Source organism: Pseudomonas sp. 9.2(2024) (assembly GCF_039695385.1).
GTDB lineage: Bacteria > Pseudomonadota > Gammaproteobacteria > Pseudomonadales > Pseudomonadaceae > Aquipseudomonas > Aquipseudomonas paraglycinae.
Window position 1 is genome coordinate 4,478,468 of the sequence record NZ_CP155585.1, and the last position, 24,082, is coordinate 4,502,549.

At 60.2% G+C, this 24,082-nt stretch carries 18 protein-coding genes; 7 read left to right on the plus strand and 11 right to left on the minus strand.

Annotation, left to right across the window (positions count from 1 at the left end; all coding sequences use genetic code 11):
* Positions 1-38 precede the first annotated feature (38 nt).
* The 3 genes from mfd to ABFB52_RS20090 are packed head-to-tail and all read left to right on the plus strand — an operon-like array spanning position 39 to position 6,767.
* Positions 39-3,488 carry a transcription-repair coupling factor gene (gene mfd, locus ABFB52_RS20080; RefSeq protein ID WP_129973230.1) on the plus strand — a complete coding sequence of 1,150 codons (3,450 nt, stop codon included), beginning with the start codon at positions 39-41 and terminating at the stop codon, positions 3,486-3,488.
* A 10-nt stretch (positions 3,489-3,498) separates the two neighbouring features.
* A complete protein-coding gene (locus ABFB52_RS20085; protein ID WP_007953029.1) occupies positions 3,499-4,065 on the plus strand; it encodes a CsiV family protein in 567 nt (188 codons plus the stop codon).
* An 11-nt stretch (positions 4,066-4,076) separates the two neighbouring features.
* Positions 4,077-6,767 carry a DEAD/DEAH box helicase gene (locus tag ABFB52_RS20090; protein WP_129973229.1) on the plus strand — a complete coding sequence of 897 codons (2,691 nt, stop codon included), beginning with the start codon at positions 4,077-4,079 and terminating at the stop codon, positions 6,765-6,767.
* A gap of 41 nt (positions 6,768-6,808) precedes the next feature.
* On the opposite strand, the gene ABFB52_RS20095 is transcribed toward ABFB52_RS20090, so the two are convergent.
* The 3 genes from ABFB52_RS20095 to psrA form a co-directional block, all read right to left on the minus strand.
* Complete coding sequence (locus tag ABFB52_RS20095) at positions 6,809-7,546, minus strand: S-methyl-5'-thioinosine phosphorylase (RefSeq protein ID WP_129973228.1); 738 nt, start codon at positions 7,544-7,546, stop codon at positions 6,809-6,811.
* A 13-nt stretch (positions 7,547-7,559) separates the two neighbouring features.
* On the minus strand, positions 7,560-8,558 hold the full coding sequence (gene nagZ, locus ABFB52_RS20100; protein WP_178082625.1) for a beta-N-acetylhexosaminidase: 999 nt from the start codon (positions 8,556-8,558) through the stop codon (positions 7,560-7,562).
* Positions 8,559-8,728: 170 nt separating this feature from the next.
* The gene (gene psrA, locus ABFB52_RS20105) at positions 8,729-9,436 is read right to left on the minus strand and encodes a transcriptional regulator PsrA (RefSeq protein ID WP_085613122.1); all 708 of its coding nucleotides are present in this window, start codon (positions 9,434-9,436) and stop codon (positions 8,729-8,731) included.
* 230 nt (positions 9,437-9,666) lie between these two features.
* Between psrA and lexA the strand changes: the two genes are divergently transcribed.
* Together lexA and sulA are read left to right on the plus strand one after the other, a co-directional pair.
* Positions 9,667-10,275: a transcriptional repressor LexA gene (lexA, locus tag ABFB52_RS20110; protein ID WP_007953044.1), complete on the plus strand. Its 609-nt coding sequence runs from the start codon at positions 9,667-9,669 to the stop codon at positions 10,273-10,275.
* A gap of 10 nt (positions 10,276-10,285) precedes the next feature.
* Entirely contained in the window at positions 10,286-10,759 is a 474-nt protein-coding gene (gene sulA, locus ABFB52_RS20115; RefSeq protein ID WP_085748343.1) for an SOS-induced cell division inhibitor SulA, read from the plus strand.
* A gap of 86 nt (positions 10,760-10,845) precedes the next feature.
* Here the strand turns inward: sulA and ABFB52_RS20120 are convergent, their stop codons facing one another.
* The 7 genes from ABFB52_RS20120 to ABFB52_RS20150 all read right to left on the minus strand — a co-directional run bounded on the left by ABFB52_RS20120 (position 10,846) and on the right by ABFB52_RS20150 (position 19,293).
* The gene (locus tag ABFB52_RS20120) at positions 10,846-11,079 is read right to left on the minus strand and encodes a hypothetical protein (protein ID WP_007953047.1); all 234 of its coding nucleotides are present in this window, start codon (positions 11,077-11,079) and stop codon (positions 10,846-10,848) included.
* A 106-nt stretch (positions 11,080-11,185) separates the two neighbouring features.
* Positions 11,186-11,710, minus strand: coding sequence for a DUF6586 family protein (locus ABFB52_RS20125; protein ID WP_085748342.1), 525 nt, complete (start codon positions 11,708-11,710; stop codon positions 11,186-11,188).
* Between the two features lie 171 nt (positions 11,711-11,881).
* The gene (topA, locus tag ABFB52_RS20130) at positions 11,882-14,512 is read right to left on the minus strand and encodes a type I DNA topoisomerase (RefSeq protein WP_007953057.1); all 2,631 of its coding nucleotides are present in this window, start codon (positions 14,510-14,512) and stop codon (positions 11,882-11,884) included.
* Between the two features lie 114 nt (positions 14,513-14,626).
* The gene (locus ABFB52_RS20135) at positions 14,627-14,863 is read right to left on the minus strand and encodes a DUF1653 domain-containing protein (RefSeq protein ID WP_007953059.1); all 237 of its coding nucleotides are present in this window, start codon (positions 14,861-14,863) and stop codon (positions 14,627-14,629) included.
* A gap of 99 nt (positions 14,864-14,962) precedes the next feature.
* Positions 14,963-16,138 carry an acetyl-CoA C-acyltransferase FadA gene (gene fadA, locus ABFB52_RS20140; RefSeq protein ID WP_007953060.1) on the minus strand — a complete coding sequence of 392 codons (1,176 nt, stop codon included), beginning with the start codon at positions 16,136-16,138 and terminating at the stop codon, positions 14,963-14,965.
* A gap of 29 nt (positions 16,139-16,167) precedes the next feature.
* Positions 16,168-18,315 (minus strand): fatty acid oxidation complex subunit alpha FadB, encoded by a 2,148-nt coding sequence (gene fadB / locus ABFB52_RS20145; protein ID WP_129973226.1) that lies wholly within the window; start codon positions 18,313-18,315, stop codon positions 16,168-16,170.
* Between the two features lie 540 nt (positions 18,316-18,855).
* A complete protein-coding gene (locus ABFB52_RS20150; RefSeq protein WP_129973225.1) occupies positions 18,856-19,293 on the minus strand; it encodes a hypothetical protein in 438 nt (145 codons plus the stop codon).
* Positions 19,294-19,396: 103 nt separating this feature from the next.
* Between ABFB52_RS20150 and ABFB52_RS20155 the strand changes: the two genes are divergently transcribed.
* The gene (locus ABFB52_RS20155) at positions 19,397-19,834 is read left to right on the plus strand and encodes a universal stress protein (protein ID WP_011335197.1); all 438 of its coding nucleotides are present in this window, start codon (positions 19,397-19,399) and stop codon (positions 19,832-19,834) included.
* A 76-nt stretch (positions 19,835-19,910) separates the two neighbouring features.
* Here ABFB52_RS20155 and ABFB52_RS20160 read toward each other — a convergent pair whose 3' ends face one another.
* Positions 19,911-21,833, minus strand: a complete 1,923-nt coding sequence (locus tag ABFB52_RS20160) for an ATP-binding cassette domain-containing protein (protein ID WP_064381114.1) — start codon at positions 21,831-21,833, stop codon at positions 19,911-19,913.
* Between the two features lie 215 nt (positions 21,834-22,048).
* On the opposite strand from ABFB52_RS20160, the gene ABFB52_RS20165 reads away from it, so the two are divergent.
* Positions 22,049-23,977: a transglycosylase SLT domain-containing protein gene (locus tag ABFB52_RS20165; protein WP_007953066.1), complete on the plus strand. Its 1,929-nt coding sequence runs from the start codon at positions 22,049-22,051 to the stop codon at positions 23,975-23,977.
* The last annotated feature ends 105 nt before the right edge of the window (positions 23,978-24,082 follow it).

A 24,082-nucleotide genomic window follows, 5' to 3' on the forward strand; every position in this document is an offset into this window, starting at 1 on the left:
TTACCGACTTTGTCGCAACGCCTGGAGCTCAACCTTCCGTGCCTGTTCTGCGTCTACCGCTTCTCCCTGCCGCGGCAGGTAAACAGCACTGGGGCAACCTCCCCGGTGCCGCCCTGAGCCTGGCGATTGCCGAGGCTGCCAGCGCTGCCAAGCGCTTCACGCTGCTTTTGACCGCCGACAGCCAAAGTGCCGAACGGCTGGAGCAGGAGCTGAGCTTCTTCGCCCCGGATTTGCCGGTGCTGCATTTCCCCGACTGGGAAACCCTGCCCTACGACCTGTTTTCGCCGCACCAGGACATCATCTCCCAGCGCATCGCCAGCCTTTATAGACTGCCGGAGCTGGAACATGGCGTGCTGGTGGTGCCAATCACCACCGCCCTGCATCGTCTGGCGCCGACCAAATTCCTGCTCGGCAGCAGCCTGGTACTGGATGTCGGGCAGAAACTCGATGTCGAGCAAATGCGCTCGCGGCTCGAAGCCAGTGGCTATCGCTACGTCGACACGGTCTACGAGCACGGCGAGTTCACGGTGCGTGGCGCACTGATCGACCTGTTCCCGATGGGCAGCAAACTGCCCTATCGCATCGATCTGTTCGACGACGAAATCGAAACTCTGCGCACCTTTGATCCGGAAAACCAGCGTTCCATCGACAAGGTCGATTCGGTCAAGCTGCTGCCGGCCAAGGAATTCCCGCTGCAGAAAGACGCGGTCACCCGCTTCAAGGCGCGCTTTCGCGAGCGTTTCGACGTCGACTTCCGTCGCTGCCCGATCTTTCAGGACCTGAGCAGCGGCATCACGCCGGCGGGTATCGAGTACTACCTGCCGCTGTTCTTCGAAGAAACCTCGACCCTGTTTGATTACCTGCCACAGGACACCCAAGTGTTTTCGCTGCCGGGCATCGAGCAGGCGGCGGAAAACTTCTGGAACGACGTACGCAATCGTTATGAAGAGCGCCGCGTCGATCCTTCGCGTCCTTTATTGCCGCCGGCCGAACTGTTCCTGCCGGTGGAAGACTGCTTTGCCCGCCTGAAGAACTGGCCGCGTGTGGTCGCCAGCCAGCAGGACGTTGAAACCGGTGCCGGCCGCGAACGCTTCCCGGCGCAGGCGCTGCCGAATCTGGCGATCGAAGCCAAGGCTACCCAGCCGCTGGCCGCGCTCTCGGCATTCCTCGACGAATTTCCCGGACGCGTGCTGTTTACCGCCGAATCCGCCGGTCGTCGCGAAGTGCTGCTGGAGCTGCTGGATCGCCTGAAGCTGCGACCGAAAACCGTCGACAGCTGGCCGGACTTTGTCGCGAGCAAGGATCGCCTGGCGATCACCATCGCCCCGCTCGACGAAGGCCTGATGCTCGACGACCCGGCGCTGGCACTGGTCGCGGAAAGTCCGCTGTTCGGCCAGCGCGTGATGCAGCGTCGCCGCCGCGAAAAACGCGCCGACGCCAACAACGATGCGGTGATCAAGAACCTCACCGAGCTGCGCGAAGGCGCGCCGGTGGTGCACATCGACCACGGCGTCGGTCGCTATCTCGGCCTGACGATTCTGGAAATCGACAATCAGGCCGCCGAATTCCTGACCCTCGAATACGCCGAGAACGCCAAGCTTTACGTGCCGGTGGCCAACCTGCATTTGATCGCCCGTTACACCGGCAGCGACGATGCGCTGGCTCCGTTGCACCGCCTCGGCTCCGAGACCTGGCAGAAAGCCAAGCGCAAGGCCGCCGAGCAAGTGCGTGACGTGGCTGCCGAATTGCTCGACATCTACGCCCGTCGCGCCGCCCGCGAAGGTTATGCGTTTGCTGATCCGAAGGCCGATTACGCAACCTTCAGCGCCGGTTTCCCGTTCGAAGAAACCCCGGACCAGCAATCCACTATCGAAGCCGTGCGCGAGGACATGCTTTCGCCGAAACCGATGGATCGCCTGGTCTGCGGCGACGTCGGTTTCGGCAAGACCGAAGTCGCCATGCGCGCCGCGTTCATCGCCGTACACGGCGGCAAACAAGTGGCGATCCTGGTGCCGACCACCCTGCTCGCCCAGCAGCATTACAACAGCTTCCGCGACCGTTTCGCCGACTGGCCGGTGACCGTGGAAGTGATGAGCCGCTTCAAGTCGGCCAAAGAAGTGAACGCTGCGGTGGCCCAACTGGCCGAAGGCAATATCGACATCGTCATCGGCACGCACAAGCTGCTGCAGGACGACGTCAAAATCAAAAACCTCGGGCTGGTAATCATCGACGAAGAGCACCGTTTCGGTGTCCGTCAGAAGGAACAGCTCAAGGCCCTGCGCAGCGAAGTCGACATTCTTACACTGACCGCCACGCCGATTCCGCGCACGCTGAACATGGCGGTCTCGGGCATGCGCGACCTGTCGATCATCGCTACACCGCCAGCACGACGCCTGTCGGTGCGCACCTTCGTCATGGAGCAGAACAAGAGCACGGTCAAAGAAGCCTTGCTGCGTGAGCTGTTGCGCGGCGGTCAAGTCTATTACCTGCACAACGACGTGAAGACCATCGAGAAGTGCGCCGCCGACCTGGCCGAACTGGTGCCGGAAGCGCGGATCGGTATCGGCCACGGGCAGATGCGCGAGCGCGAACTCGAACAGGTGATGAGCGACTTCTACCACAAGCGCTTCAACGTGCTGATTGCCTCGACCATCATCGAGACCGGCATCGACGTGCCGAGCGCCAACACCATCATCATCGAGCGTGCCGACAAGTTCGGTCTTGCGCAGTTGCACCAGTTGCGCGGTCGCGTTGGTCGTAGTCACCACCAGGCTTACGCCTACCTGCTGACCCCGCCGCGCCAGCAAATCACTGGCGATGCGGAAAAACGCCTGGAGGCGATTGCCAATACTCAGGATCTGGGCGCTGGCTTCGTGCTGGCCACCAACGACCTGGAAATCCGTGGCGCCGGCGAACTGCTGGGCGACGGCCAGAGCGGTCAGATTCAGGCCGTGGGTTTCACGCTGTACATGGAAATGCTCGAGCGCGCGGTGAAATCGATCCGCAAGGGCGAACAGCCGAACCTCGATCAACCGCTCGGCGGTGGCCCGGAGGTCAACCTGCGGGTGCCGGCGCTGATTCCGGAAGATTATCTGCCGGACGTGCATGCACGCCTGATCCTGTACAAGCGCATCGCTTCGGCCACCGACGAGGAAGGTCTGAAAGATCTGCAAGTGGAGATGATCGACCGCTTCGGTCTGCTGCCGGAGCCGACCAAGAATCTGGTGCGCATCACGGCGCTGAAATTGCAGGCAGAACAGCTGGGCATCAAGAAAGTCGATGGCGGCCCGCAAGGTGGGCGCATCGAGTTCGCGGCGCAGACGCCGGTCGATCCGATGACCCTGATCAAACTGATCCAGAGCCAGCCAAAACGCTACAAATTCGAAGGCGCCACGATGTTCAAGTTCCAGGTGCCGATGGAGCGCCCGGAAGAGCGCTTTAATACTGTGGAGGCGCTGTTCGAGCGCCTCATCCCGAAAACTGCTTGAAGGACGCCGCATGCGCCTGTTTCGCTCTCTGACTTTGCTACTGACTCTGGTGGCACCTACGGCGTTTGCCGATGACCTCTATCAGGTCGAAATGATTCTGGTACGCCAGAACGCCGTGCCGGCGATTGTCAGCCGCGCTGCACCGGAAGACTGGGCGGCTGGCGCTCAGCGTTTGGGCGATGACAGCAAACGCACCCCGGCGCTGAACGATGTTGTGACCAAACTCACCGCCAGCGGCGAGTACAGCGTGCTGATGCACAAAGCCTGGCAACAGACGCTGGGCGAGACACCGGCGAAGGTTGCAGTCAGCGAAGGTCAGGAGCAATTCGGCCAGTTCCCCATCGAAGGCACGATTGAAATGAAGCTCGGGCGCTTCACCGACGTGAACGCCGACTTCTGGGTCAATCAGATCGACGCCAACGGCATGGTCACCGCCAGCGAGCGCCTGAAACAGGACAGCCACACCAAGAACGGCCAACTCAACTACCTCGACAACGGTCATCTGGCCCTGCTGATCAAGATCACTTCACTGACGGCGCCCGCGCCTCGGGAAGCGCCTGAAGTCGTTCCGGACTGATCGAAGTCCTTATGCCCCCGCCACTGAGTAAACCGCTGGCCTCCTCCTGGGTCAGCCGATTCAAGGAACAAAGCCTGGAACGTGGCCGCCGCTACGCGCTGGAAAACCGGGTGCGATTCGTACAGGTCGGCGACGCGACCATTACCGCCAGCTGCGAAGGCTCTGGCGGTAACGTCTACCGTCAGACGATTCATCTGCGCGAGTCAGCCAAAGGCACGCTGCTGATGGTCGACGCCACCTGCACCTGCCCAGTCCACAGCAACTGCAAACACTGTGCGGCGGTATTGCTGCAAGTGCAGGAAACCCTCGAATACCCCGCCGCCGCCAAAGACGCCGAACTGCTGGAAAAACTCCAGGCCGTCCTGGAAAACCGCAGCCCGAAGGCGCCACCGCAAGTGCTGGTGGACAATGTGCAACCGGTACCGCGCCTGTGGCTGGCCAGCGTCGAATTCAGCGCGTTCGAACCGCGCAACGGCAAGATGCAGCGCTACATCCAGCACCGTGCGGCGCTGTCCTTCAGCTATCTCGACGAATACGTCAGCGGCCAGAAGAACAGCGACATTCTGATTCGCCAGGAAGCCCAGACCTTGCGGGTCAAACGCCACCCGGACGTCGAACAAAGCTACCGCGAGCAGCTGCGAATTCTCGGCTTCCGCATCGCCACCCGGCAGAGCAAGGCCCTGCCGGAAAGCGCCGGCGAACTCTACGAGATGGTCAACGACAGCGCGTGGCTGACGTTCACCCTCAACGATCTGCCGAAACTGCGCACCCAAGGCTGGGAGCTGTTGGTCGACGATGAATTCGGTTTCGACCTGACCGCCGTCGACGACTGGTACGCCACTGTCGAGCAGACGCCGGAACGCGACTGGTTCGATCTGGAGCTGGGGATCATCGTCAACGGTGAGCGCCTGAGCCTGCTGCCGATCCTGCTCAACCTGATGCGCTCGCACACGGAAATACTTAATCCGGAACGTCTCGCCCGCCGTCGCGACGATGAGCTGATTCTGGTGAACATCCCGCAACGCAACAGCGAGCACGGACCATTGCAAGTCGCCCTGCCCCTCGGCCGGCTGAAACCGGTACTGGCGACCCTTGGCGAGTTCTATCTGCAGGAGCCGGGCGAAACCACCCTGCGCCTGAGCAAGGCCGACGCCACGCGCCTGAATTCGCTGGAAGGTATTCCGCTGCTGTGGGAGGGTGGCGAGCAGATTCGCAGCTTCGCCCAGCGCTTGCGTGATATCCGCGATTACAGTGCCAAAGCACCGAAGGGGTTGAATGCGACGCTGCGTCCTTATCAGCTCGAAGGCTTGAGCTGGATGCAGTCGCTGCGACAACTTGAAGTCGGCGGGATTCTCGCGGACGACATGGGCCTGGGCAAAACCCTACAGACACTGGCGCATATTCTCAGCGAAAAGAACGCCGGGCGTCTGGATCGGCCGTGCATGGTGGTAATGCCCACCAGCCTGATTCCCAACTGGCTCGACGAAGCGGCGCACTTCACGCCACAGCTCAAGGTTGTCGCACTGTACGGTGCCAGCCGTAAAAAGCATTTCGAGCATCTGGCCGACTACGACCTGATCCTCACGACCTATGCGCTGCTGCCCAAGGATGTCGAGCGTCTGGCCCAGCAGCCGCTGCACGTACTGGTGCTCGACGAAGCGCAGTACATCAAGAACCCGAACAGCAAAGCCGCCCAGGCTGCCCGTGAACTCAATGCGCGTCAGCGCCTATGTCTGAGCGGGACGCCGCTGGAAAACCATCTGGGTGAACTGTGGTCACTGTTTCACTTCTTGCTGCCCGGCTGGCTCGGCGACGTCAAAAGCTTCAACGCCGATTACCGCGTGCCGATTGAAAAACGCGCCAGCGAAGTCAGACTTCAGCACCTCAACGGTCGGATCAAACCGTTCCTGCTGCGCCGCACCAAGGAGCAGGTTGCGACCGAGCTGCCGCCGAAAACCGAAATCATTCATTGGGTCGAGCTCAACGAAGCCGAGCGCGACGTGTACGAAACCATGCGCCTGGCCATGGATAAAAAGGTTCGCGACGAGATCACCCGCAAAGGCGTGGCCCGCAGCCAAATCATCATCCTCGAGGCGCTGCTCAAGCTGCGTCAGGTCTGTTGCGATTTGCGCCTGGTCAATGACGCCACCCTGCCCGCTCGCGGCAGCACATCGGGCAAGCTCGACAGCCTGATGGAAATGCTCGAGGAGTTGTTTGAGGAAGGCCGGCGGATTCTGCTGTTCTCGCAGTTCACTTCGATGCTGTCACTGATCGAGGACGAACTGAAAAAACGCAACGTCGCCTATGCGCTGTTGACGGGACAGACCCGTGATCGGCGGACACCGGTGAAGGAATTCCAGAGCGGCAAGCGTCAGATCTTTCTCATCAGCCTGAAAGCTGGCGGTGTGGGCCTGAACCTGACGGAAGCGGACACGGTGATTCACTACGACCCGTGGTGGAACCCGGCGACCGAGAATCAGGCAACCGACCGCGCGTATCGTATTGGTCAGGAGAAGCCGGTGTTTGTCTACAAGATGATTGCCCGGGGCACGGTCGAGGAGAAAATTCAGCATCTGCAGAAGGAAAAGTCCGACCTGGCGGCCGGCGTGCTGGATGGGCGCAAGGCCGGGGACTGGAAGCTGCAGAGTGATGATATCGAGGCACTGTTTGCGCCGTTGCCGGACAAGTTTGAAAAGCGCTGAGATCCTCAGCGCTTTTCATTCAAGTCATTGCGGAGCCAGAATCAGCCCTTGAGTACGCGCGCCAGCGTCGACTTCACCTTGCCCATGCCATCGTGCAATGCCTGCTCGATCTCGGTCATGGTGATCACTTCAGTGGTCTTGCCCGCCGCCGGGTTCACCACCAGAGACAGGCAGGCGTAATCCAGATCCAGCTCACGGGCCAGCGCCGCTTCCGGCATGCCGGTCATGCCGACGATGTCGCAGCCGTCACGCTCCAGACGCACGATCTCGGCCACGGTTTCCAGACGCGGGCCCTGTGTGCAGGCGTAAACGCCCTGATCGCTGTACTCGCAACCTTCGGCGGCCAACGCAGCAATCAATTGCTGACGCAGCGGTTCGCTGTAGGGAAAGCTGAAGTCGATGTGTGTGACATGTTCCAGATCATCGGCGAAATAGGTGTGCTCGCGACCGCTGGTGTAGTCCACGATCTGATGCGGCACGCAGAAATGTCCGGTGCCCATTGCAGGATGAATCCCGCCCACGGCGTTGACCGCAATGATCGCTTCGGCCCCGGCCTGCTTCAACGCCCACAGGTTGGCGCGGTAGTTGACCTTGTGCGGCGGGAAGCGATGCGGATGACCGTGACGAGCGAGGAACAGCACTTCCTTGCCGGCGTATTCGCCAATCTGGACTTCGGCCGATGGCGCCCCGTAAGGCGTATCCACCGCCAGCGACTGACGAATGCTCAGGCCTTCCAGCTGGGTCAGGCCGGTGCCGCCGATGATTGCGTAAACCGTCATAGCGAAAAAATCCTTAATCGATCAGTTGAGCGTCTTTGAGCGCGCCGACAGCGGTCAGCCAGCGCGGCTCCTGACGGTATTCGGTATTGGCGAATGCCTGACCGCGCATGCGTGCGATGCGCGGCGACGGCTTGACCTTCATGCGCTGCGCGGCACTCAGGGCCAGCTCGGCAGCTGCGCGGTCGTTGCACACCAGGCCCATGTCGCAACCGGCACTGAGTGCCGCTTCGATACGGCTGGCGGCGTCGCCGACCACGTGGGCGCCGGCCATCGACAGATCATCGCTGAAGATCACGCCGTCGAACTGCAACTCGCCACGCAGGATGTCCTGCAGCCAGCGCCGGGAGAAACCGGCAGGTTGTGTGTCGACTTGCGGATAAATCACGTGAGCCGGCATGACCGCGGCCAGTTGCTTGCTGAGTCTGGCGAACGGCACCAGGTCGTTGGCGCGGATCTCTTCGAGGCTGCGCTCGTCGTTGGGGATCGCGACGTGGGAGTCGGCTTCCGCCCAGCCATGGCCGGGAAAATGCTTGCCGGTGGCGGCCATGCCGGCGCTGTTCATGCCTTTGATGAATGCGCCGGCGAGTAGCGCGGCGCGTTCCGGGTCGCCTTCGAACGAACGGGTGCCGACGACGGCACTGCGCTGGTAATCCAGATCCAGCACCGGCGCGAAGCTCAGGTCGAGTCCGACCGCCAGCACTTCGGTGGCCATGATCCAGCCGCATTGCTCGGCCAGATACTCGGCGTTCGGGTTATCAGCGATGGCGCGCATGGCCGGCAAACGGACGAAGCCCTGACGCAGACGCTGGACGCGACCGCCTTCCTGATCCACCGCCAGCAGCAAATCCGGACGAATGGCACGGATCGCCGCGCTCAGCTCGCGCACCTGACGTGGATGCTCAATGTTGCGGGCAAAAATGATCAGGCCGCCCACTTCGGGCTGGCGCAACAATTGGCGATCTTCGGCCGTCAGCCAGGTACCGGCGACGTCCACCATCAACGAGCCTTGCAGGCCAGCAGTCATAGAGATTCCTTGAAAACGAAAAACCCGTCGCCCACGAAATCACCACCTGAGGCATTGCCCGGCGGGTCGGTGATTTCAATGAGAAACGGGTTCAGAACGAGAGTCGACATGGGCGGCTAGCTTAGCGGATGTCAGCTGCCGCGCCCACCCATGGACGGTTAAACCTTGGCAGGTACCGGTGCGGACTTGCTGCGTGGTCGCAACTGCGCGGTGGCCATGGCCGTGTCGGTGACGCCGGTTTCGGCACGCATGCCGGCTGCCAGGAATGGCACCATCAGACGCATCACCTGTTCGATGGAGGTGTTGACACCGAAATCGGTCTCGGCAATCGCGCGCAGGGCCTTGATACCCGACATGCTGAACGCCGCAGCGCCGAGCATAAAGTGCACGCGCCAGAACAGTTCGATCGGAGGAATGCGCGGTGCAGCTTCGTTCACCAACAACATGTAGCGGCGGAATACTTTGCCGTACATGTCTTCCAGATAACGACGCAAGTGTCCCTGGCTCTGACTGAACGCCAAACCCAGCAGGCGCATGAAAATCGACAGATCGTTGCCGCTGCGTGGCTGAACCACCAGCGCTTGCTCGACGAGGATTTCCAGCAGCTCTTCGAGCGAAGGCTTGTTCTCTGGCTTGGCCTGGCGGCGCTCCAGCTCTTTGTCGAGGCTGATGCAGAACGGACCGAGGAAGCGCGAGAAAACCGCCTGGATCAGCGCCTTCTTCGAGCCGAAGTGATAGTTCACCGCAGCGAGGTTGACCCCTGCCTTGCTGGTGATCAGACGCAATGAGGTTTCAGCGAAACCTTTTTCCGCGAACAGCTGTTCTGCAGCATCAAGAATGCGTTCAACGGTTTCCGACTGGGCCATGGCTACTCCGCCTGACAAACACTTGTTTGAAACATACGTTTCAGCCTATGCCTTGTCAAGCCTGCCAGTTCGTTTTGGGAATGGTCGGTCAGTTATTTAACCACAACAAGGACGCCACATTAATCAGCGTCGTCACTGACCGTCCGGCGGCATGGCAAAAAACGATCATTGCCAAGACTGCTTCACTGTATATAATCCCAGTCACTGTATAAAAAGACAGAGCGATCAATATGCTTAAGCTGACGCCACGCCAAGCCGAGATTCTGGCCTTTATCAAACGCTGCCTCGAAGACAACGGCTACCCGCCGACCCGTGCGGAAATCGCTCAGGAACTGGGTTTCAAATCGCCCAACGCGGCCGAAGAGCACCTCAAGGCGCTCGCTCGCAAAGGCGCAATCGAGATGACTCCCGGTGCCTCTCGCGGCATTCGCATCCCAGGCTTCGAAGCCAAGGTCGACGAATCCACCCTGCCGATCATCGGTCGAGTGGCTGCCGGCGCGCCGATTCTCGCCCAGCAGCACATCGAAGAGTCCTGCAACATCAACCCCGCCTTCTTCCATCCACGCGCCGACTATCTGTTGCGCGTCCACGGCATGAGCATGAAGGACATCGGCATTTTCGACGGCGACCTGCTGGCGGTTCACACCACCCGCGAGGCGCGCAACGGTCAGATCGTGGTTGCGCGGATCGGCGACGAAGTTACCGTCAAACGCTTCAAGCGTGACGGCAGCAAAGTCTGGCTGATTGCCGAAAACCCCGAGTTCGCCCCTATCGAAGTCAACCTGAAAGACCAGGAACTGGTGATCGAAGGCTTGAGTGTCGGCGTAATCCGCCGCTAAAGGAGGCTTTATGCAGTTCCCACACGTACCTCAGCAAACACAACTGCCGTTGTTCGAGGCATTTCTGGCGCAGCCCCTCGCCCCCATCCTCAAAGATGTCGTCGAGCGTCCGTGGAATACCGAACCTGAAGCGTTCAGCGAGCTGTCACTGCGCGGCGCGACCGGGAACTGCCTGAGCCTGCTGGCACCGATTCTTCGCGAACTGAGCGAGGATCAGGACGCACGCTGGCTGACCCTGATTGCACCGCCTGCCAGCCTGACCCAGACCTGGTTACGGGACGCAGGATTGAATCGCGAACGCATCCTGCTGTTACAACCGCGCGGCGCTCAAAGCGCCCAGCAACTGGCCTGCGAAGCATTACGCCTGGGCCGCAGCCACACGGTCGTCACGTGGCTGAACACACTGAGCGCAGGGTCACGGCAACAGCTGATCAGCGCCGCCCGCACCGGGGACGCTCAAAGCCTGAACATTCGTTTGGGGTGATTCAGCAACAATGCGCGCCATGTAAAGCGCAGGGCTTCTCCAGGGATAGAGAAGCCGATCTGGAGCAGTAACTGACAGACAGCGGATCAATGAAGAACCCGCGGCCCCTCATCCTTATCGAATTCGCCTTCAACCATACGCCCCGCCATTTGCACGCCGACGCTCAACATCGCCTTGGCAATTTCAACGTGCTGGCCCTGCAGAAACGCCTTGGCATCCTCGGAGAAATCCAGAGTCACCAGAGAACCCTCGTCCTCGGCTCTGCGCAGTTCGATTCGGCCGTCTGGTAGCTCGACAATTTCTAGAAAGGACGTTGGCATATAGGTCTGTTCTCCACGAAAGGCAGGGATTATATAGACATCATTCAGGCTTCGCTCGGGATCTTGACCAGCAGCACGCCTCTCGTCGCCGCCAGTCCAAAGTTCCTCAGCACTCGTTCAAGCCTTCACGGAAGCGAATCGCCAGCCCTTTGAGGTTCTGCCGCCAGCTCTCGAGCTCTTCGCGGCTCAGCTCTTCAACCACCTCTTCTTCATCCAGATTCACGGTCTGAATCAACGGCTGCGTCACATCGCCCTTCGGTTTGTGTGGCACCCGTGGTGGCTGAAACAGCGCCGAGTGCGCAGCCAGCAATTTAGCCAGCCAAGTCTCCGGGTTGCCTGCCAGCTCAATCATTTCCGCCAGCTCTGGAATGGCAATCGACTCCAGCACTTCGCGGGTCAGCAAGGCTTCCGCCCGCGACGCATTGGCTTGCGGCAGACGGTAGAAGCCGGCGATTTCATGACACAGCCCCAACAACGCACCGTAGAGATGAAACAGTGCGGATTCGCGCCCGGCCTGAATCAGCGCCAGCGAATTCATCGCCCGCCCCTCTTCGGCCCTGGCCAGCGCTTCCAGCGACAAACCCGCGAAATAGATCTTCTGATTGGTACGGGTATAGAGCTCGTGGGCCATGTCGGCACTCTCCACAACGAAATAATTGCTTCACACAGGCCGGACAGTGTCATGGATCAGCCGATCCGACCGCAAGCATTAAACAAAAAGGCCGCATGAAAACCCGAAGGTTGTCATGCGGCCTTTTGTGTTGAAGATGCCCAGTCAGGACACCTTCAGATCAACGCCTGCTCAAGCCTTGGCTTTCGCCGGACGCTTGTCTTCAACCGTCCACTTGCCACCGTCAAAGAACGCTTTCCAGCCTGTCGGCTTGCCGTCGACTTCGGTCTGAACGTATTGCTCCTTGGTCTTGCGGCTGTAGCGGATCACGGCTGGCAGACCATCCGGATCCTTCTGCGGCGCTTCACACAGGAAGTGATACTTCGGATCGATCTCGTCCTTGTGCGGCAGAATCTCGATCACCAGCGGAGCACGGGTCTCGCGGTTTTTCGGGAACTGACTGGCCGCCAGGAACAGGCCGGACGCACCGTCACGCAGGATGTAGGTGTCGTTGACCTTCTCGCATTTCAGCTCAGGCATCTTCACCGGATCCATCTTCGGCGGCGCCGCATCACCGCTCTTCAGCAGCTTGCGGGTGTTCTTGCACGTCGGGTTGGTGCAACCGAAGAACTTGCCGAAACGGCCGGTCTTGAGCTGCATCTCGCTGCCGCACTTGTCGCATTCCAGGCTCGGACCTTCGTAGCCCTTGATGCGGTAGCTGCCTTCTTCGATTTCGTAGCCGGCGCAATCAGGGTTGTTACCGCAGATGTGCAGCTTGCGCTTCTCGTCGAGCAGGTAGGCGTCCATCGCTGTGCTGCAGATCGGGCAGCGATGCTTGCCGCGCAGTACCAGGGATTCCGACTCACCCTCGTCATCCGCCGCGATTTCGTCGCCCGGCACCAGGTTGACGGTGGCCTTGCAGCGCTCTTTCGGCGGCAGGCTGTAGCCCGAGCAGCCGAGGAACACGCCGGTCGATGCAGTACGGATCTGCATTGGACGGCCGCAAGTGGTGCATGGAATATCGGTCATCACCGGCTGGTTGGCACGCATGCCGGCTTCCGGATTCTCCGCCACTTCGAGTTTTTTCTTGAAGTCGCCGTAGAACTCGTCCAGCACGTTTTTCCAGTCGCGCTCGCCCTGAGCCACGTCATCGAGATTCTCTTCCATGCCGGCGGTGAAGCCGTAGTCCATGAGATTCGAGAAGCTTTCCGACAGACGCTCGGTAACGATGTCGCCCATCTTTTCCGAATAGAAACGACGGTTGTGCAGGGTCACGTAGCCGCGATCCTGAATGGTCGAGATGATCGCTGCGTAGGTCGAAGGACGACCGATGCCGCGCTTTTCCATTTCCTTCACCAGGCTGGCTTCCGAATAACGGGCCGGCGGCTTGGTGAAGTGCTGGGACGGATCGAGCTTGATCAGCTTCATCACGTCGCCCTGCGCCATGTCGGGCAAAACGTCGTCATCGCCAGGCTTGGTGATTTGCGGCAGCACGCGGGTGTAACCGTCGAACTTCAGAATGCGACCCTTGGCGCGCAGCTCGAAGTCGCCGGCAGCGACGCTGACGGTGGTCGACAGGTATTGCGCCGGCAGCATTTGGCAAGCCAGGAACTGGCGCCAGATCAGCTCGTAGAGGCGCTCAGCGTCGCGCTCCATGCCGGCCAGCTTGGCTGGCGTGGTGTTGGCGTCGGAAGGGCGAATCGCTTCGTGAGCCTCTTGTGCGCCTTCCTTGCTGCTGTAGACGTTCGGCGACTCTGGCAGGTACTTCTTGCCGAATTCGGTTTCGATGTAATCGCGCGCCATCGCCACGGCATCAGCCGAGAGGTTGGTCGAGTCGGTACGCATATAAGTGATGTAGCCGGCTTCGTAGAGACGCTGGGCCATCATCATGGTTTTCTTCACACCGAAGCCCAGGCGGTTGCTCGCGGCCTGTTGCAGCGTGGAGGTGATGAACGGTGCCGACGGCTTGCTGCTGGTCGGCTTGTCTTCACGCTTGACGATGCTGTAGCTGGAGGACTTGAGCTTCTCCAGCGCGGCGGTGGCTTGGGCTTCGTTCAGCGGCTTGAAGGCTTCGCCTTTCTCGCGAGCGACTTCGAAACGCACGGTCGAGCCTTTGGCGGTGCCGAGATCGGCATGCACTTCCCAGTACTCTTCCGGGTTGAACGCACGAATCTCACGCTCACGCTCCACCACCAGTTTCACGGCAACCGATTGCACGCGACCGGCAGACAGGCCACGAGCGATCTTGGCCCACAGCAGCGGCGAGACCATGTAGCCGACGACGCGGTCGAGGAAACGACGGGCCTGCTGCGCGTTCACTCGATCAATGTCGAGTTCGCCCGGCTCCGAGAAGGCTTCCTGAATCGCCTTCTTGGTGATTTCGTTGAACACCACGCGCTTGTAGCGGCTGTCGTCACCACCGATGGCTTCGCGCAGGTGCCAGGCAATGGCTTCCCCCTCGCGATCCAAGTCGGTTGCGAGATAGATGGTGTCAGCATCCTTGGCGAGCCGGCGCAGCTCTTCGATGACCTTTTCCTTGCCCGGGAGGATCTCGTACTTGGCTTTCCAGCCATGCTCGGGATCGACACCCATGCGCGAGACCAGCTGCTTGCGCGCCTTCTCTTTCGGCGACAGCGCTGGCGCTTCGCCCGCAGCAGCCTTGCCGCGCTTGGCGGCAGGCTCCTTGCTGGCGCTAGCCGAACCGCTGGTGGGCAGGTCTCGGATATGGCCGATACTCGACTTCACCACGTATTGGTTGCCCAGATACTTGTTGATGGTCTTGGCCTTAGCCGGGGATTCCACAATGACCAGCGATTTGCCCATGGATCAGAAAATTCCTGAATTCTAGAAGTGAAAGGCGGTTGGCGCCTGACGCGGCACCGCTATATATAGTGGCTACAAGGTGAGGTCAAGCGCAGGGTTTTGCGCGCACTCGCCTTACGGCTTCGAAAAAAGGCTCGGTTCGGCTTGCACCAAAGCAAAGCGTGGGACCTGCTCCCCGTCAACCTCGACGGACTCCAGGAACATGCTCAAGGGACGCACCCAAAAGCCGTAATCGCCATACAGGGCTTGGTAAAAGACCACTTCTTCTTCGGTCTCGGAATGCCGCGCAACACTGAATACGCGGTACTGCGGACCTTTGTAATGTTGGTAGAGCCCAGGTTGTATCGGCATGCTTCGGCCCTCACTCAAATTTTTTCAAAATAAAAACAAAAATAAATCCGCAAAAACAAAAACCGGGGCACTTGGCCCCGGCTTCCATCGACGAGACGCTTAAACGCGTTCGAAGACGGTGGAGATGCCTTGGCCGAGGCCAATGCACATGGTGGCCACCCCGAAGGTGCCGCCATTCTGCTTCATCACGTTCAGCAAAGTGCCGGAAATACGGGCACCGGAGCAACCGAACGGGTGACCCAGGGCGATCGCGCCGCCGTGCAGGTTAACCTTCTCATTCATCTTGTCGAGCACTTTCAGGTCTTTCAGCACTGGCAGGGCCTGTGCGGCGAACGCTTCATTGAGCTCGAAGAAGTCGATATCGTTGATACCCAGGCCGGCACGTTTCAGTGCTTTCTGAGTAGCCGGTACCGGACCATAGCCCATGATGGCCGGGTCCACACCCGCTACCGCCATCGAGCGAATCACGGCCAGAGGCTGGATGCCCAGGTCTTGCGCACGCTGTGCCGACATCACGATCATGCACGAAGCACCATCGGTGATCTGCGACGAAGTACCGGCCGTTACGGTGCCGCCCTTTGGATTGAACGCCGGCTTCAGAGCCGCCAGACTTTCCAGGGTGGTTTCCGGACGAATGGTTTCGTCGTAGTCGAAGGTTTTCAGGAAACCGTTCTCGTCGTAACCCTGCATCGGGATGATTTCGTCCTTGAACTTGCCTTCCACAGTCGCCTTGTGGGCCAACTGGTGGGAACGCACGCCAAAGGCGTCCTGCTGTTCGCGGGTGATGCCGTGCATTTTGCCCAGCATTTCAGCGGTCAGGCCCATCATGCCCGAGGCTTTCGCCGCGTACAGGGACATGTGCGGGTTCGGATCGACACCGTGCATCATGCTTACGTGACCCATATGCTCGACGCCGCCAACCACGAACACGTCACCGTTACCGGTCATGATCGCTTGCGCAGCAGTGTGCAGCGCGCTCATCGACGAGCCGCACAGACGGCTGACGGTCTGGCCGGCCGAGGTGTGAGGGATCTGGGTCATCAGCGACGCCATGCGCGCGATGTTCCAGCCTTGCTCCAGGGTCTGGTTGACGCAGCCCCAGATCACGTCCTCGACTTCGGCAGGATCGACCTTGGTGTTGCGTTCCAGCAGTTTGCTGATCAGGTGCGCCGACATGTCTTCGGCGCGGGTGTTGCGGTGCATGCCGCCCTTGGAGCGGCCCATCGGAGTACGACCGAAGTCGACAATCACGACGTCTCTAGGATTCAAGCTCATAAGTTCACTCTCACTCTAGTTGGGGGCGCTTAACCGAAGAAGCTCTGGCCGTTCTTGGCCATTTCGCGCAGCTTCGCGGTCGGGTGGTACAGCGCGCCCAAATCAGCGTACTGGTCGGCCAGGGCAACGAACTCGGCAACACCGATCGAGTCGATGTAGCGCAGCGCACCGCCACGGAATGGAGGGAAACCAATACCGTAGACCAGACCCATGTCGGCTTCGGCGGCGGTTTCGACGATGCCGTCTTCCAGGCAACGCACGGTTTCCAGGCACAGCGGGATCATCATCCAGTTGATGATGTCTTCGTCAGTGACTTCGCGCTGCTCGTAGACGATCGGCTTGAGCACTTCCAGTACCGACGGATCGGCGACTTTCTTCTGCTTGCCTTTCTTGTCGGCCTCGTAGGCGTAGAAACCCTTGCCGTTCTTCTGACCCAGACGCTTGGCTTCGTAAAGCACGTCGATGGCCGAACGACGGTCGTCCTTCATCCGGTCCGGGAAGCCTTCAGCCATTACGTCGCGACCGTGGTGGCCGGTGTCGATGCCGACCACGTCCATCAGGTACGCCGGGCCCATCGGCCAGCCGAATTTTTCCATGTTCTTGTCGATACGGACGAAGTCCACACCGGCGCTGACCAGTTTGGCGAAACCGCCGAAGTACGGGAACAGTACGCGGTTGACCAGGAAGCCCGGGCAGTCGTTGACGACGATCGGGTTCTTGCCCATTTTCTTGGCGTAGGCAACGGTGGTGGCGATGGCCAGCTCGCTGGACTTCTCGCCACGGATCACTTCCACCAGCGGCATCATGTGCACCGGGTTGAAGAAGTGCATGCCGACAAAGTTTTCCGGACGCTTGAGGGCCTTGGCCAGCAGGCTGATGGAAATGGTCGAGGTGTTGGACGCGAGGATGGTGTCCTCTTTGACCTTGTCTTCGACTTCCGCCAGAACGGCTTGCTTGACTTTCGGGTTCTCGACCACGGCCTCAACGACCAGGTCGACGTGACCGAAATCGCCGTAGGACAGCGTAGGACGAATGCCGTTGAGCACTTCAGCCATTTTCGCGGCGGTCATGCGGCCTTTATCAACGCGACCGACCAGCAGCTTGGCGGCTTCAGCCAGACCTTGCTCGATGCCGTGCTCGTTGATGTCCTTCATCAGGATCGGCGTACCTTTGGAAGCCGACTGATAGGCGATACCGCCACCCATGATGCCGGCGCCCAGTACGGCAGCCTGCTTCACGTCCTTGGCGATTTCGTCGTAGGCCTTGGCCTTTTTCTTCAGTTCCTGATCGTTCAGGAACAGACCGATCAAGCTCTGCGCGGCAGAGGTCTTGGCCAGTTTCACGAAACCTGCGGCTTCGACTTCCAGCGCCTTGTCACGACCGAAGTTCGCGGCTTTCTGGATGGTCTTGATCGCTTCAACCGGGGCCGGGTAGTTCGGGCCGGCCTGGCCAGCCACGAAACCTTTGGCGGTTTCGAAAGCCATCATTTGTTCAATGGCGTTCAGCTTGAGCTTTTCCAGCTTAGGCTGGCGCTTGGCCTTGTAGTCGAACTCGCCGGAGACGGCGCGCTTGATCAGCTCAAGGGCGGCATCCTGCAGTTTTTCAGGGGCAACCACGGCATCGACGGCGCCGACTTTCAGCGCGTCTTCAGGACGGTTTTCCTTGCCGGCGGCGATCCACTCGATGGCGTTGTCGGCACCGATCAGGCGCGGCAGACGCACAGTACCGCCGAAGCCCGGGTAGATGCCCAGTTTGACTTCCGGCAGACCGATCTTGGCCTTGGTCGACATGACGCGGTAGTCCGCTGCCAGGCACATTTCCAGACCGCCGCCCAGGGCGATGCCGTTGATCGCGGCGACGGTCGGAACGTTGAGGTCTTCGAAATCGCTGAAGATCTTGTTGGCTTCGAGATTGCCAGCAACCAGCTCGGCATCCGGCAGCTTGAAGTTGTCGACAAATTCGGTGATGTCGGCGCCGACGATGAACACGTCCTTGCCACTGCTGACGATCACGCCCTTGATCGAAGCATCTGCCTTGATGGTGTCTACGGCCTGACGCAGTTCGTTCAGGGTAAGACGGTTGAACTTGTTGACGGACTCACCCTTGAGGTCGAATTTCAATTCGACGATGCCACTTTCAAGAGCTTTAACCGTGATGGCTTTACCTTCGTAAATCATCAACTGATCTCCACGATATGGAAGCTGAACAGTACACGTCGGACGCAGGCAAATGGCTCGGCAGGACGTTTTTTCGTCGATGCTGACACTCATCCACCCGGCACACCCGCCAACGCGATAGTCGGGATTCTGTAGGAGCAGTCTGCAATACAAACGCTCAATTCATACGCCCGTTTGATTTGGGTACGCCACCTTCACGGAATTTCCGACAATTGTCAATCGCCCCAAATACGGGTTGAAATTCGACTTTGCGGTCATTTCTGTAGGACGCAGCCCGGCCACACACGCTTGCATGTGAGGGCATTCATAAGATTAATAGTTAGAAAAGTCGCCCTAATTCACCGCAACCCTTGTTTAACAGGCTACGCTGGCTGGACTACGAAGGAAAACAGGCGCAGATTTGCTGACCGGATGACGTCGGTTCAACGCCAAAAAGAATTTCCGGCCTGCCTGGCCAACCCCGCCCGATGAATCATGTCGGGCTTTTTATTGCGCGTCTGCCGGACGTTTCGCACCGTTGCAGCGCGAAAAGTCCGCAAGTCATGCCAGCGCTTTCAGCGTGGCATCAATATCCAGCAAAACCGACGCATCCCCCTTCTCGCCCCAATAGAGGGCGATCATCTGCTTGTCGGCGTCGACCTTGAAAACGTTGCCCGGCAATTTTTCGAAATGATTGAGCAACAGCGGATCGTCACAGACTTCCTGCCACTGATTCACCCAAACCCCCGGGGATTTCTGCCAATACGTCCAGCACGCCGGCTGCTTGCCTCGGCGTGGCCGATGGTATTGAGCGCACGGGTTTGGCGGCTCCTGAGACATCCAGTGCGGCCACTCCTGAGGCGCCAGCTGCATGGCCAGACCGATACGTCGGGCCTCAGTGCGCAAGGCTATCCGGCCACTCTGTGCACGTGACGGACGCAACCACGCCAGCGGACTCAACACCACCAGCAGGATTGACACCACCAGCCAGACCGTCATATCTCTACTCCCGTTTTGTCATGAGCCCATTGCGTCACTTTGGAACCAATGCGCTTGAAACCAGCCATACTTAACAATATTGATCCCTCACGAGGAGCACCTCATGCCCTACCACCATATCCTGGTCGCCGTAGATCTGACCGAAGAGTGCGACCCTGTGATCCACCGCGCCCGAGAGCTGTCGGTGAGCAATGGCGCCAAGCTGTCGCTGGTGCATATCGTCGAACCGATGGCCATGGCCTTCGGCGGTGACGTACCGATGGATCTGTCACAACTGCAACAACAGCAATTCGATCAGGCCAAGGAACGCCTTGAACGCCTGAAGCACAAGTACACCGAGCTCGAAGGCGCCAACTGCCACCTGACCTACGGCCAGCCGCGTCAGGAAATCCACCATTTCGCCAAGGAACAGCAATGCGACCTGATCGTGGTCGGCAGCCATGGCCGGCATGGTCTGGCGCTGTTGCTGGGCTCGACCGCCAACGACGTGCTGCACGGCGCACCTTGCGATGTGCTGGCGGTGCATCTGGTCAAGCGCTGATCCCAGGCACTTGTGAAAAGCTAAAAAAGCCCGACGCCCATCACTGGACGCCGGGCTTTTTCATGCCTTGAAACAATCAGGCGTCCAGCTCGGCCCAACGCTCCACCAGTGCATCCAGCTCGGCCTGCAACTGCTCCAGAGAAGCGATCACCTTGGCCGTCTCGGCCGGCGGACGCTGATAGAAGCCGGCCTCGGCCATTTCAGCCTCGACAGCAGCAATCTGCTGTTCTTTAGCGTCGATGTCGCCCGGCAGCGCTTCCAGCTCGCGCTGAAGCTTGTAGCTCAACTTCTTCTTCGCAGCCGGTGCCGCAGCAACCGGCGCGGCAACCGGAGCCGGTTCGGCAGTGACCACCGCCGAGTTCAGGTCGGCCTTGCCGGACTTGCTTTCGGTCACGCCCAGCAGACGCGGCGAGCCGCCCTGACGGATCCAGTCCTGATAGCCACCGACGTATTCGCGAACCTTGCCTTCACCTTCGAAGACCAGGGTGCTGGTGACCACGTTGTCGAGGAATGCCCGGTCGTGGCTGACCATCAGCACAGTGCCGTTGAAAGTCAGCAGCACTTCTTCGAGCAGCTCGAGGGTTTCCACATCGAGGTCGTTGGTCGGTTCGTCGAGTACCAGCAGGTTCGCCGGCTTGCTGAACAATTTGGCCAGCAACAGACGCGCACGCTCGCCACCGGACAACGCCTTCACCGGCGTGCGGGCACGCTGCGGGCTGAACAGGAAGTCGCCGAGGTAGCTCAGCACGTGGCGGCTCTGGCCGTCGATATCAATGAAGTCGCGACCTTCGGCGACGTTATCGATCACGGTCTTTTCCAGATCCAGCTGATGACGCAACTGGTCGAAGTAGGCCACGTCGATCCTGGTGCCCTCTTCCACTTTGCCGCTGGTCGGTTGCAGACCGCTGAGCATCAGTTTCAGCAGGGTGGTCTTGCCGGTACCGTTGGCGCCGAGCAGACCGATCCGGTCGCCACGCTGCAGCACCATGGAGAAATCACGGATCAGGAACGGACCGCCAGGATGCGCGAAGCTCACGTTATCCAGCACCATCACCTGCTTGCCGGACTTCTCCGCTGTTTCCAGCTGGATGTTGGCCTTGCCGGTGCGCTCGCGACGCTCGCTGCGCTCCACGCGCAATGCTTTCAGCGCACGTACGCGGCCTTCGTTACGGGTGCGACGGGCCTTGATGCCCTGGCGAATCCACACTTCTTCCTGGGCCAGACGCTTGTCGAACAGCGCGTTGGCGGTTTCTTCGGCGGCCAGTGCGGCTTCTTTATGGACGAGGAAACTGGCGTAGTCGCCGTTCCAGTCGATCAGGCCACCGCGATCCAGTTCGAGGATGCGGGTGGCGAGGTTTTGCAGGAAGGAACGGTCGTGCGTGATGAACAGCACGGCGCCCTGGAAATCCTTCAGCGCTTCTTCAAGCCAGGCAATCGCACCGATGTCCAGGTGGTTGGTCGGCTCGTCGAGCAGCAGCAGATCCGGCTCGGACACCAGCGCCTGCGCCAGCAGCACACGACGACGCCAGCCGCCGGACAGTTCGGCGAGGGTCTTGTCGGCCGGCAGTTGCAGGCGGCTCAGGGTGCTGTCGACCAGAGTCTGCAAGCGCCAGCCATCGCGGGCTTCGAGGTCGTGCTGGACGTGCATCAGCTTGTCCAGATCGGCGTCGGTGACGATGTTCTGGCTCAGGTGATGGTATTCGGCGAGCAAGGCGCCAACGCCATCGAGGCCTTCGGCAACCACGTCGAACACAGTCCGCTCGTCGGCCACCGGCAATTCTTGCGGCAATTCACCGATTTTCAGACCGGGGGCACGCCACACCGAGCCGTCATCAGGCTTCTGGTCGCCCTTGACCAGTTTCATCATGCTGGATTTGCCAGTGCCGTTGCGGCCGATGATGCACACCCGCTCACCACGGGCGATCTGCCAGGACACCTTGTCCAACAACGGCATCGCGCCGAATGCAAGGGACACATCGCTGAATTTGAGCAGGGTCATGAGCTTCTCCAAAAACCGGGCGCGCATTCTACCTGAATCGGGGCCCGAGCAGGCCGGCAATTTCGCCGCTGACGCACTCTGCACAACAATTGTTGCGAACTTGTGCTGCAAGGCCGGCAAAGCTTTCGCCCCCTGCTGGCAAAAGGCTAAGCTACAGACAATTCAGTGCGGGTTTTGGGCCGGCACTTGTCATGATTTCTCTGCCCGGATGTCTCATGCGCAGTCGCCTCTTCAGTGTTTTGTCATGTTTGCTGCTTTCCGCCGCTGCCGTTCAATCCGCCCAGGCGGTGGACCTGTCCACCCAACGCCAGTATTACGATGAAGCCAAACGCGCCCTGGCCAAGGGCGACACCGGCCCGTATTTCCGTTACAGCCAGGCTCTGGCTGATTATCCTCTGGAGCCATACCTGGCTTACGACGAGCTGACCGCCCGGCTGAAAACCGCGAGCAACGCGGAGATCGAAAAATTCCTCGCCGAACACGGTGACCTGCCCCAGGCCAACTGGATGAAGTTGCGTTGGCTGCGCTGGCTGGCTGATCGCGGCGACTGGGCGACGTTCGTCAAGTATTACGACCCTAAGCTGAATTTCACCGAACTCGACTGCCTGAACGCGCAGTACCAGATCAGCCACAACAAGAAGGCCGAGGGCTACGCCAATGCCGAGAAGCTTTGGCTGACCGGCAAATCCCAGCCCGCCGCCTGCGATGCGCTGTTCGGCATGTGGGCCGCCGAAGGTCAGTTGACCGAACAGAAACGCTGGGAACGCGCCAAACTCGCCGCCCAGCACCGCAACTACCCACTGGCCAACAGCCTGGTCAACGGCCTGACCACCCTCGCCCCGCGCGGCCGCCTGCTGGTGGACGTGGCGCAGAAACCGGAACTGCTCAATCAGCCGTCGCGTTTCACGCCGGCCGATGAACCGATGTCGGACGTGGTCAGCCTCGGTCTGCGCCGCCTCGCGCGTCAGGACCCGGACAAGGCCATGGCCCTGCTCGACGGTTATGCCAGCAGCATGCATTTCTCACGGGATGAAAAAGTCGCGATCGCCCGGGAAATCGGCCTGACCCTCGCTCGGCGTTTCGACAGCCGCGCGCTGGACGTGATGACCAAGTACGACCCGGAACTGCGCGACAACACCGTGTCCGAATGGCGCCTGCGACTGCTGCTGCGCCTGGCGCGCTGGGACGACGCCTATCAACTGACCCGCCGTCTGCCGCAGGATCTGGCCACCACCAACCGCTGGCGCTACTGGCAGGCCCGCAGTCTGGAACTGGCACAACCGCAAAACCCGGAAGCGCAGACGCTGTACAAAAATCTGTCGCGGGAACGGGATTTCTATGGTTTCCTCGCCGCTGACCGCTCACAATCGCCGTACTCGCTGAACAACAAGCCGCTGGTGCTCAGTCAGGCGCTGATCAACAAGGTGCGCAACACCCCAGGCGTGCGTCGTGCGCTGGAGTTCCACGCCCGTGGGCAGATCGTCGACGGCCGCCGCGAGTGGTATCACGTCAGCCGGCATTTCAGCCGCGACGAAATGGTTGCCCAGGCGAAACTGGCCTACGACCTGAAATGGTATTTCCCGGCCATCCGCACCATCAGTCAGGCGCAGTACTGGGATGATCTGGACATCCGCTTCCCGATGGCCCACCGCGACACTCTGGTGCGCGAAGCCAAGGTGCGCGGCCTGCATTCGAGCTGGGTGTTCGCCATCACCCGTCAGGAAAGTGCATTCATGGACGACGCCCGCTCCAGCGTCGGCGCCAGCGGCCTGATGCAACTGATGCCCGGCACCGCCAAGGAAACCGCGCGCAAGTTCAGCATTCCATTGGCCTCGCCACAGCAGGTGCTCGATCCGGATAAAAACATCCAGCTCGGCGCCGCTTACCTCAGCCAGGTGCACAGCCAGTTCAACGGTAACCGCGTGCTCGCCTCCGCCGCCTACAACGCCGGCCCCGGCCGCGTGCGCCAGTGGCTGCGTGGCGCCGACCACCTGAGCTTCGACGTGTGGGTGGAAAGCATCCCGTTCGACGAAACCCGCCAGTACGTGCAGAACGTGCTGTCCTACTCGGTGATCTACGGCCAGAAACTCAATTCGCCGCAACCGCTGGTGGATTGGCATGAGCGGTATTTCGACGATCAGTGATCGGGGCGTGTTTCGCCGATAGATCGACGTAAACAAAAATGCCCGCATCGAGAGATGCGGGCATTTTTTATAGCGCTCTACTGGGTCGGTTACATGGTCGGCTAC

Excerpts from the sequence above, each read along its gene's own strand:
- ABFB52_RS20090 (WP_129973229.1), top strand. The coding sequence starts at position 4,077 with ATGCCCCCGCCACTGAGTAAACCGCTGGCCTCCTCCTGGGTCAGCCGA.
- ABFB52_RS20135 (WP_007953059.1), bottom strand. The coding sequence starts at position 14,863 with ATGCCGATACAACCTGGGCTCTACCAACATTACAAAGGTCCGCAGTAC.
- psrA (WP_085613122.1), bottom strand. The coding sequence starts at position 9,436 with ATGGCCCAGTCGGAAACCGTTGAACGCATTCTTGATGCTGCAGAACAG.
- fadB (WP_129973226.1), bottom strand. The coding sequence starts at position 18,315 with ATGATTTACGAAGGTAAAGCCATCACGGTTAAAGCTCTTGAAAGTGGC.
- ABFB52_RS20120 (WP_007953047.1), bottom strand. The coding sequence starts at position 11,079 with ATGCCAACGTCCTTTCTAGAAATTGTCGAGCTACCAGACGGCCGAATC.
- ABFB52_RS20165 (WP_007953066.1), top strand. The coding sequence starts at position 22,049 with ATGCGCAGTCGCCTCTTCAGTGTTTTGTCATGTTTGCTGCTTTCCGCC.
- ABFB52_RS20095 (WP_129973228.1), bottom strand. The coding sequence starts at position 7,546 with ATGACGGTTTACGCAATCATCGGCGGCACCGGCCTGACCCAGCTGGAA.
- ABFB52_RS20155 (WP_011335197.1), top strand. The coding sequence starts at position 19,397 with ATGCCCTACCACCATATCCTGGTCGCCGTAGATCTGACCGAAGAGTGC.
- lexA (WP_007953044.1), top strand. The coding sequence starts at position 9,667 with ATGCTTAAGCTGACGCCACGCCAAGCCGAGATTCTGGCCTTTATCAAA.
- sulA (WP_085748343.1), top strand. The coding sequence starts at position 10,286 with ATGCAGTTCCCACACGTACCTCAGCAAACACAACTGCCGTTGTTCGAG.
- ABFB52_RS20125 (WP_085748342.1), bottom strand. The coding sequence starts at position 11,710 with ATGGCCCACGAGCTCTATACCCGTACCAATCAGAAGATCTATTTCGCG.
- ABFB52_RS20150 (WP_129973225.1), bottom strand. The coding sequence starts at position 19,293 with ATGACGGTCTGGCTGGTGGTGTCAATCCTGCTGGTGGTGTTGAGTCCG.
- ABFB52_RS20085 (WP_007953029.1), top strand. The coding sequence starts at position 3,499 with ATGCGCCTGTTTCGCTCTCTGACTTTGCTACTGACTCTGGTGGCACCT.
- fadA (WP_007953060.1), bottom strand. The coding sequence starts at position 16,138 with ATGAGCTTGAATCCTAGAGACGTCGTGATTGTCGACTTCGGTCGTACT.
- ABFB52_RS20160 (WP_064381114.1), bottom strand. The coding sequence starts at position 21,833 with ATGACCCTGCTCAAATTCAGCGATGTGTCCCTTGCATTCGGCGCGATG.
- topA (WP_007953057.1), bottom strand. The coding sequence starts at position 14,512 with ATGGGCAAATCGCTGGTCATTGTGGAATCCCCGGCTAAGGCCAAGACC.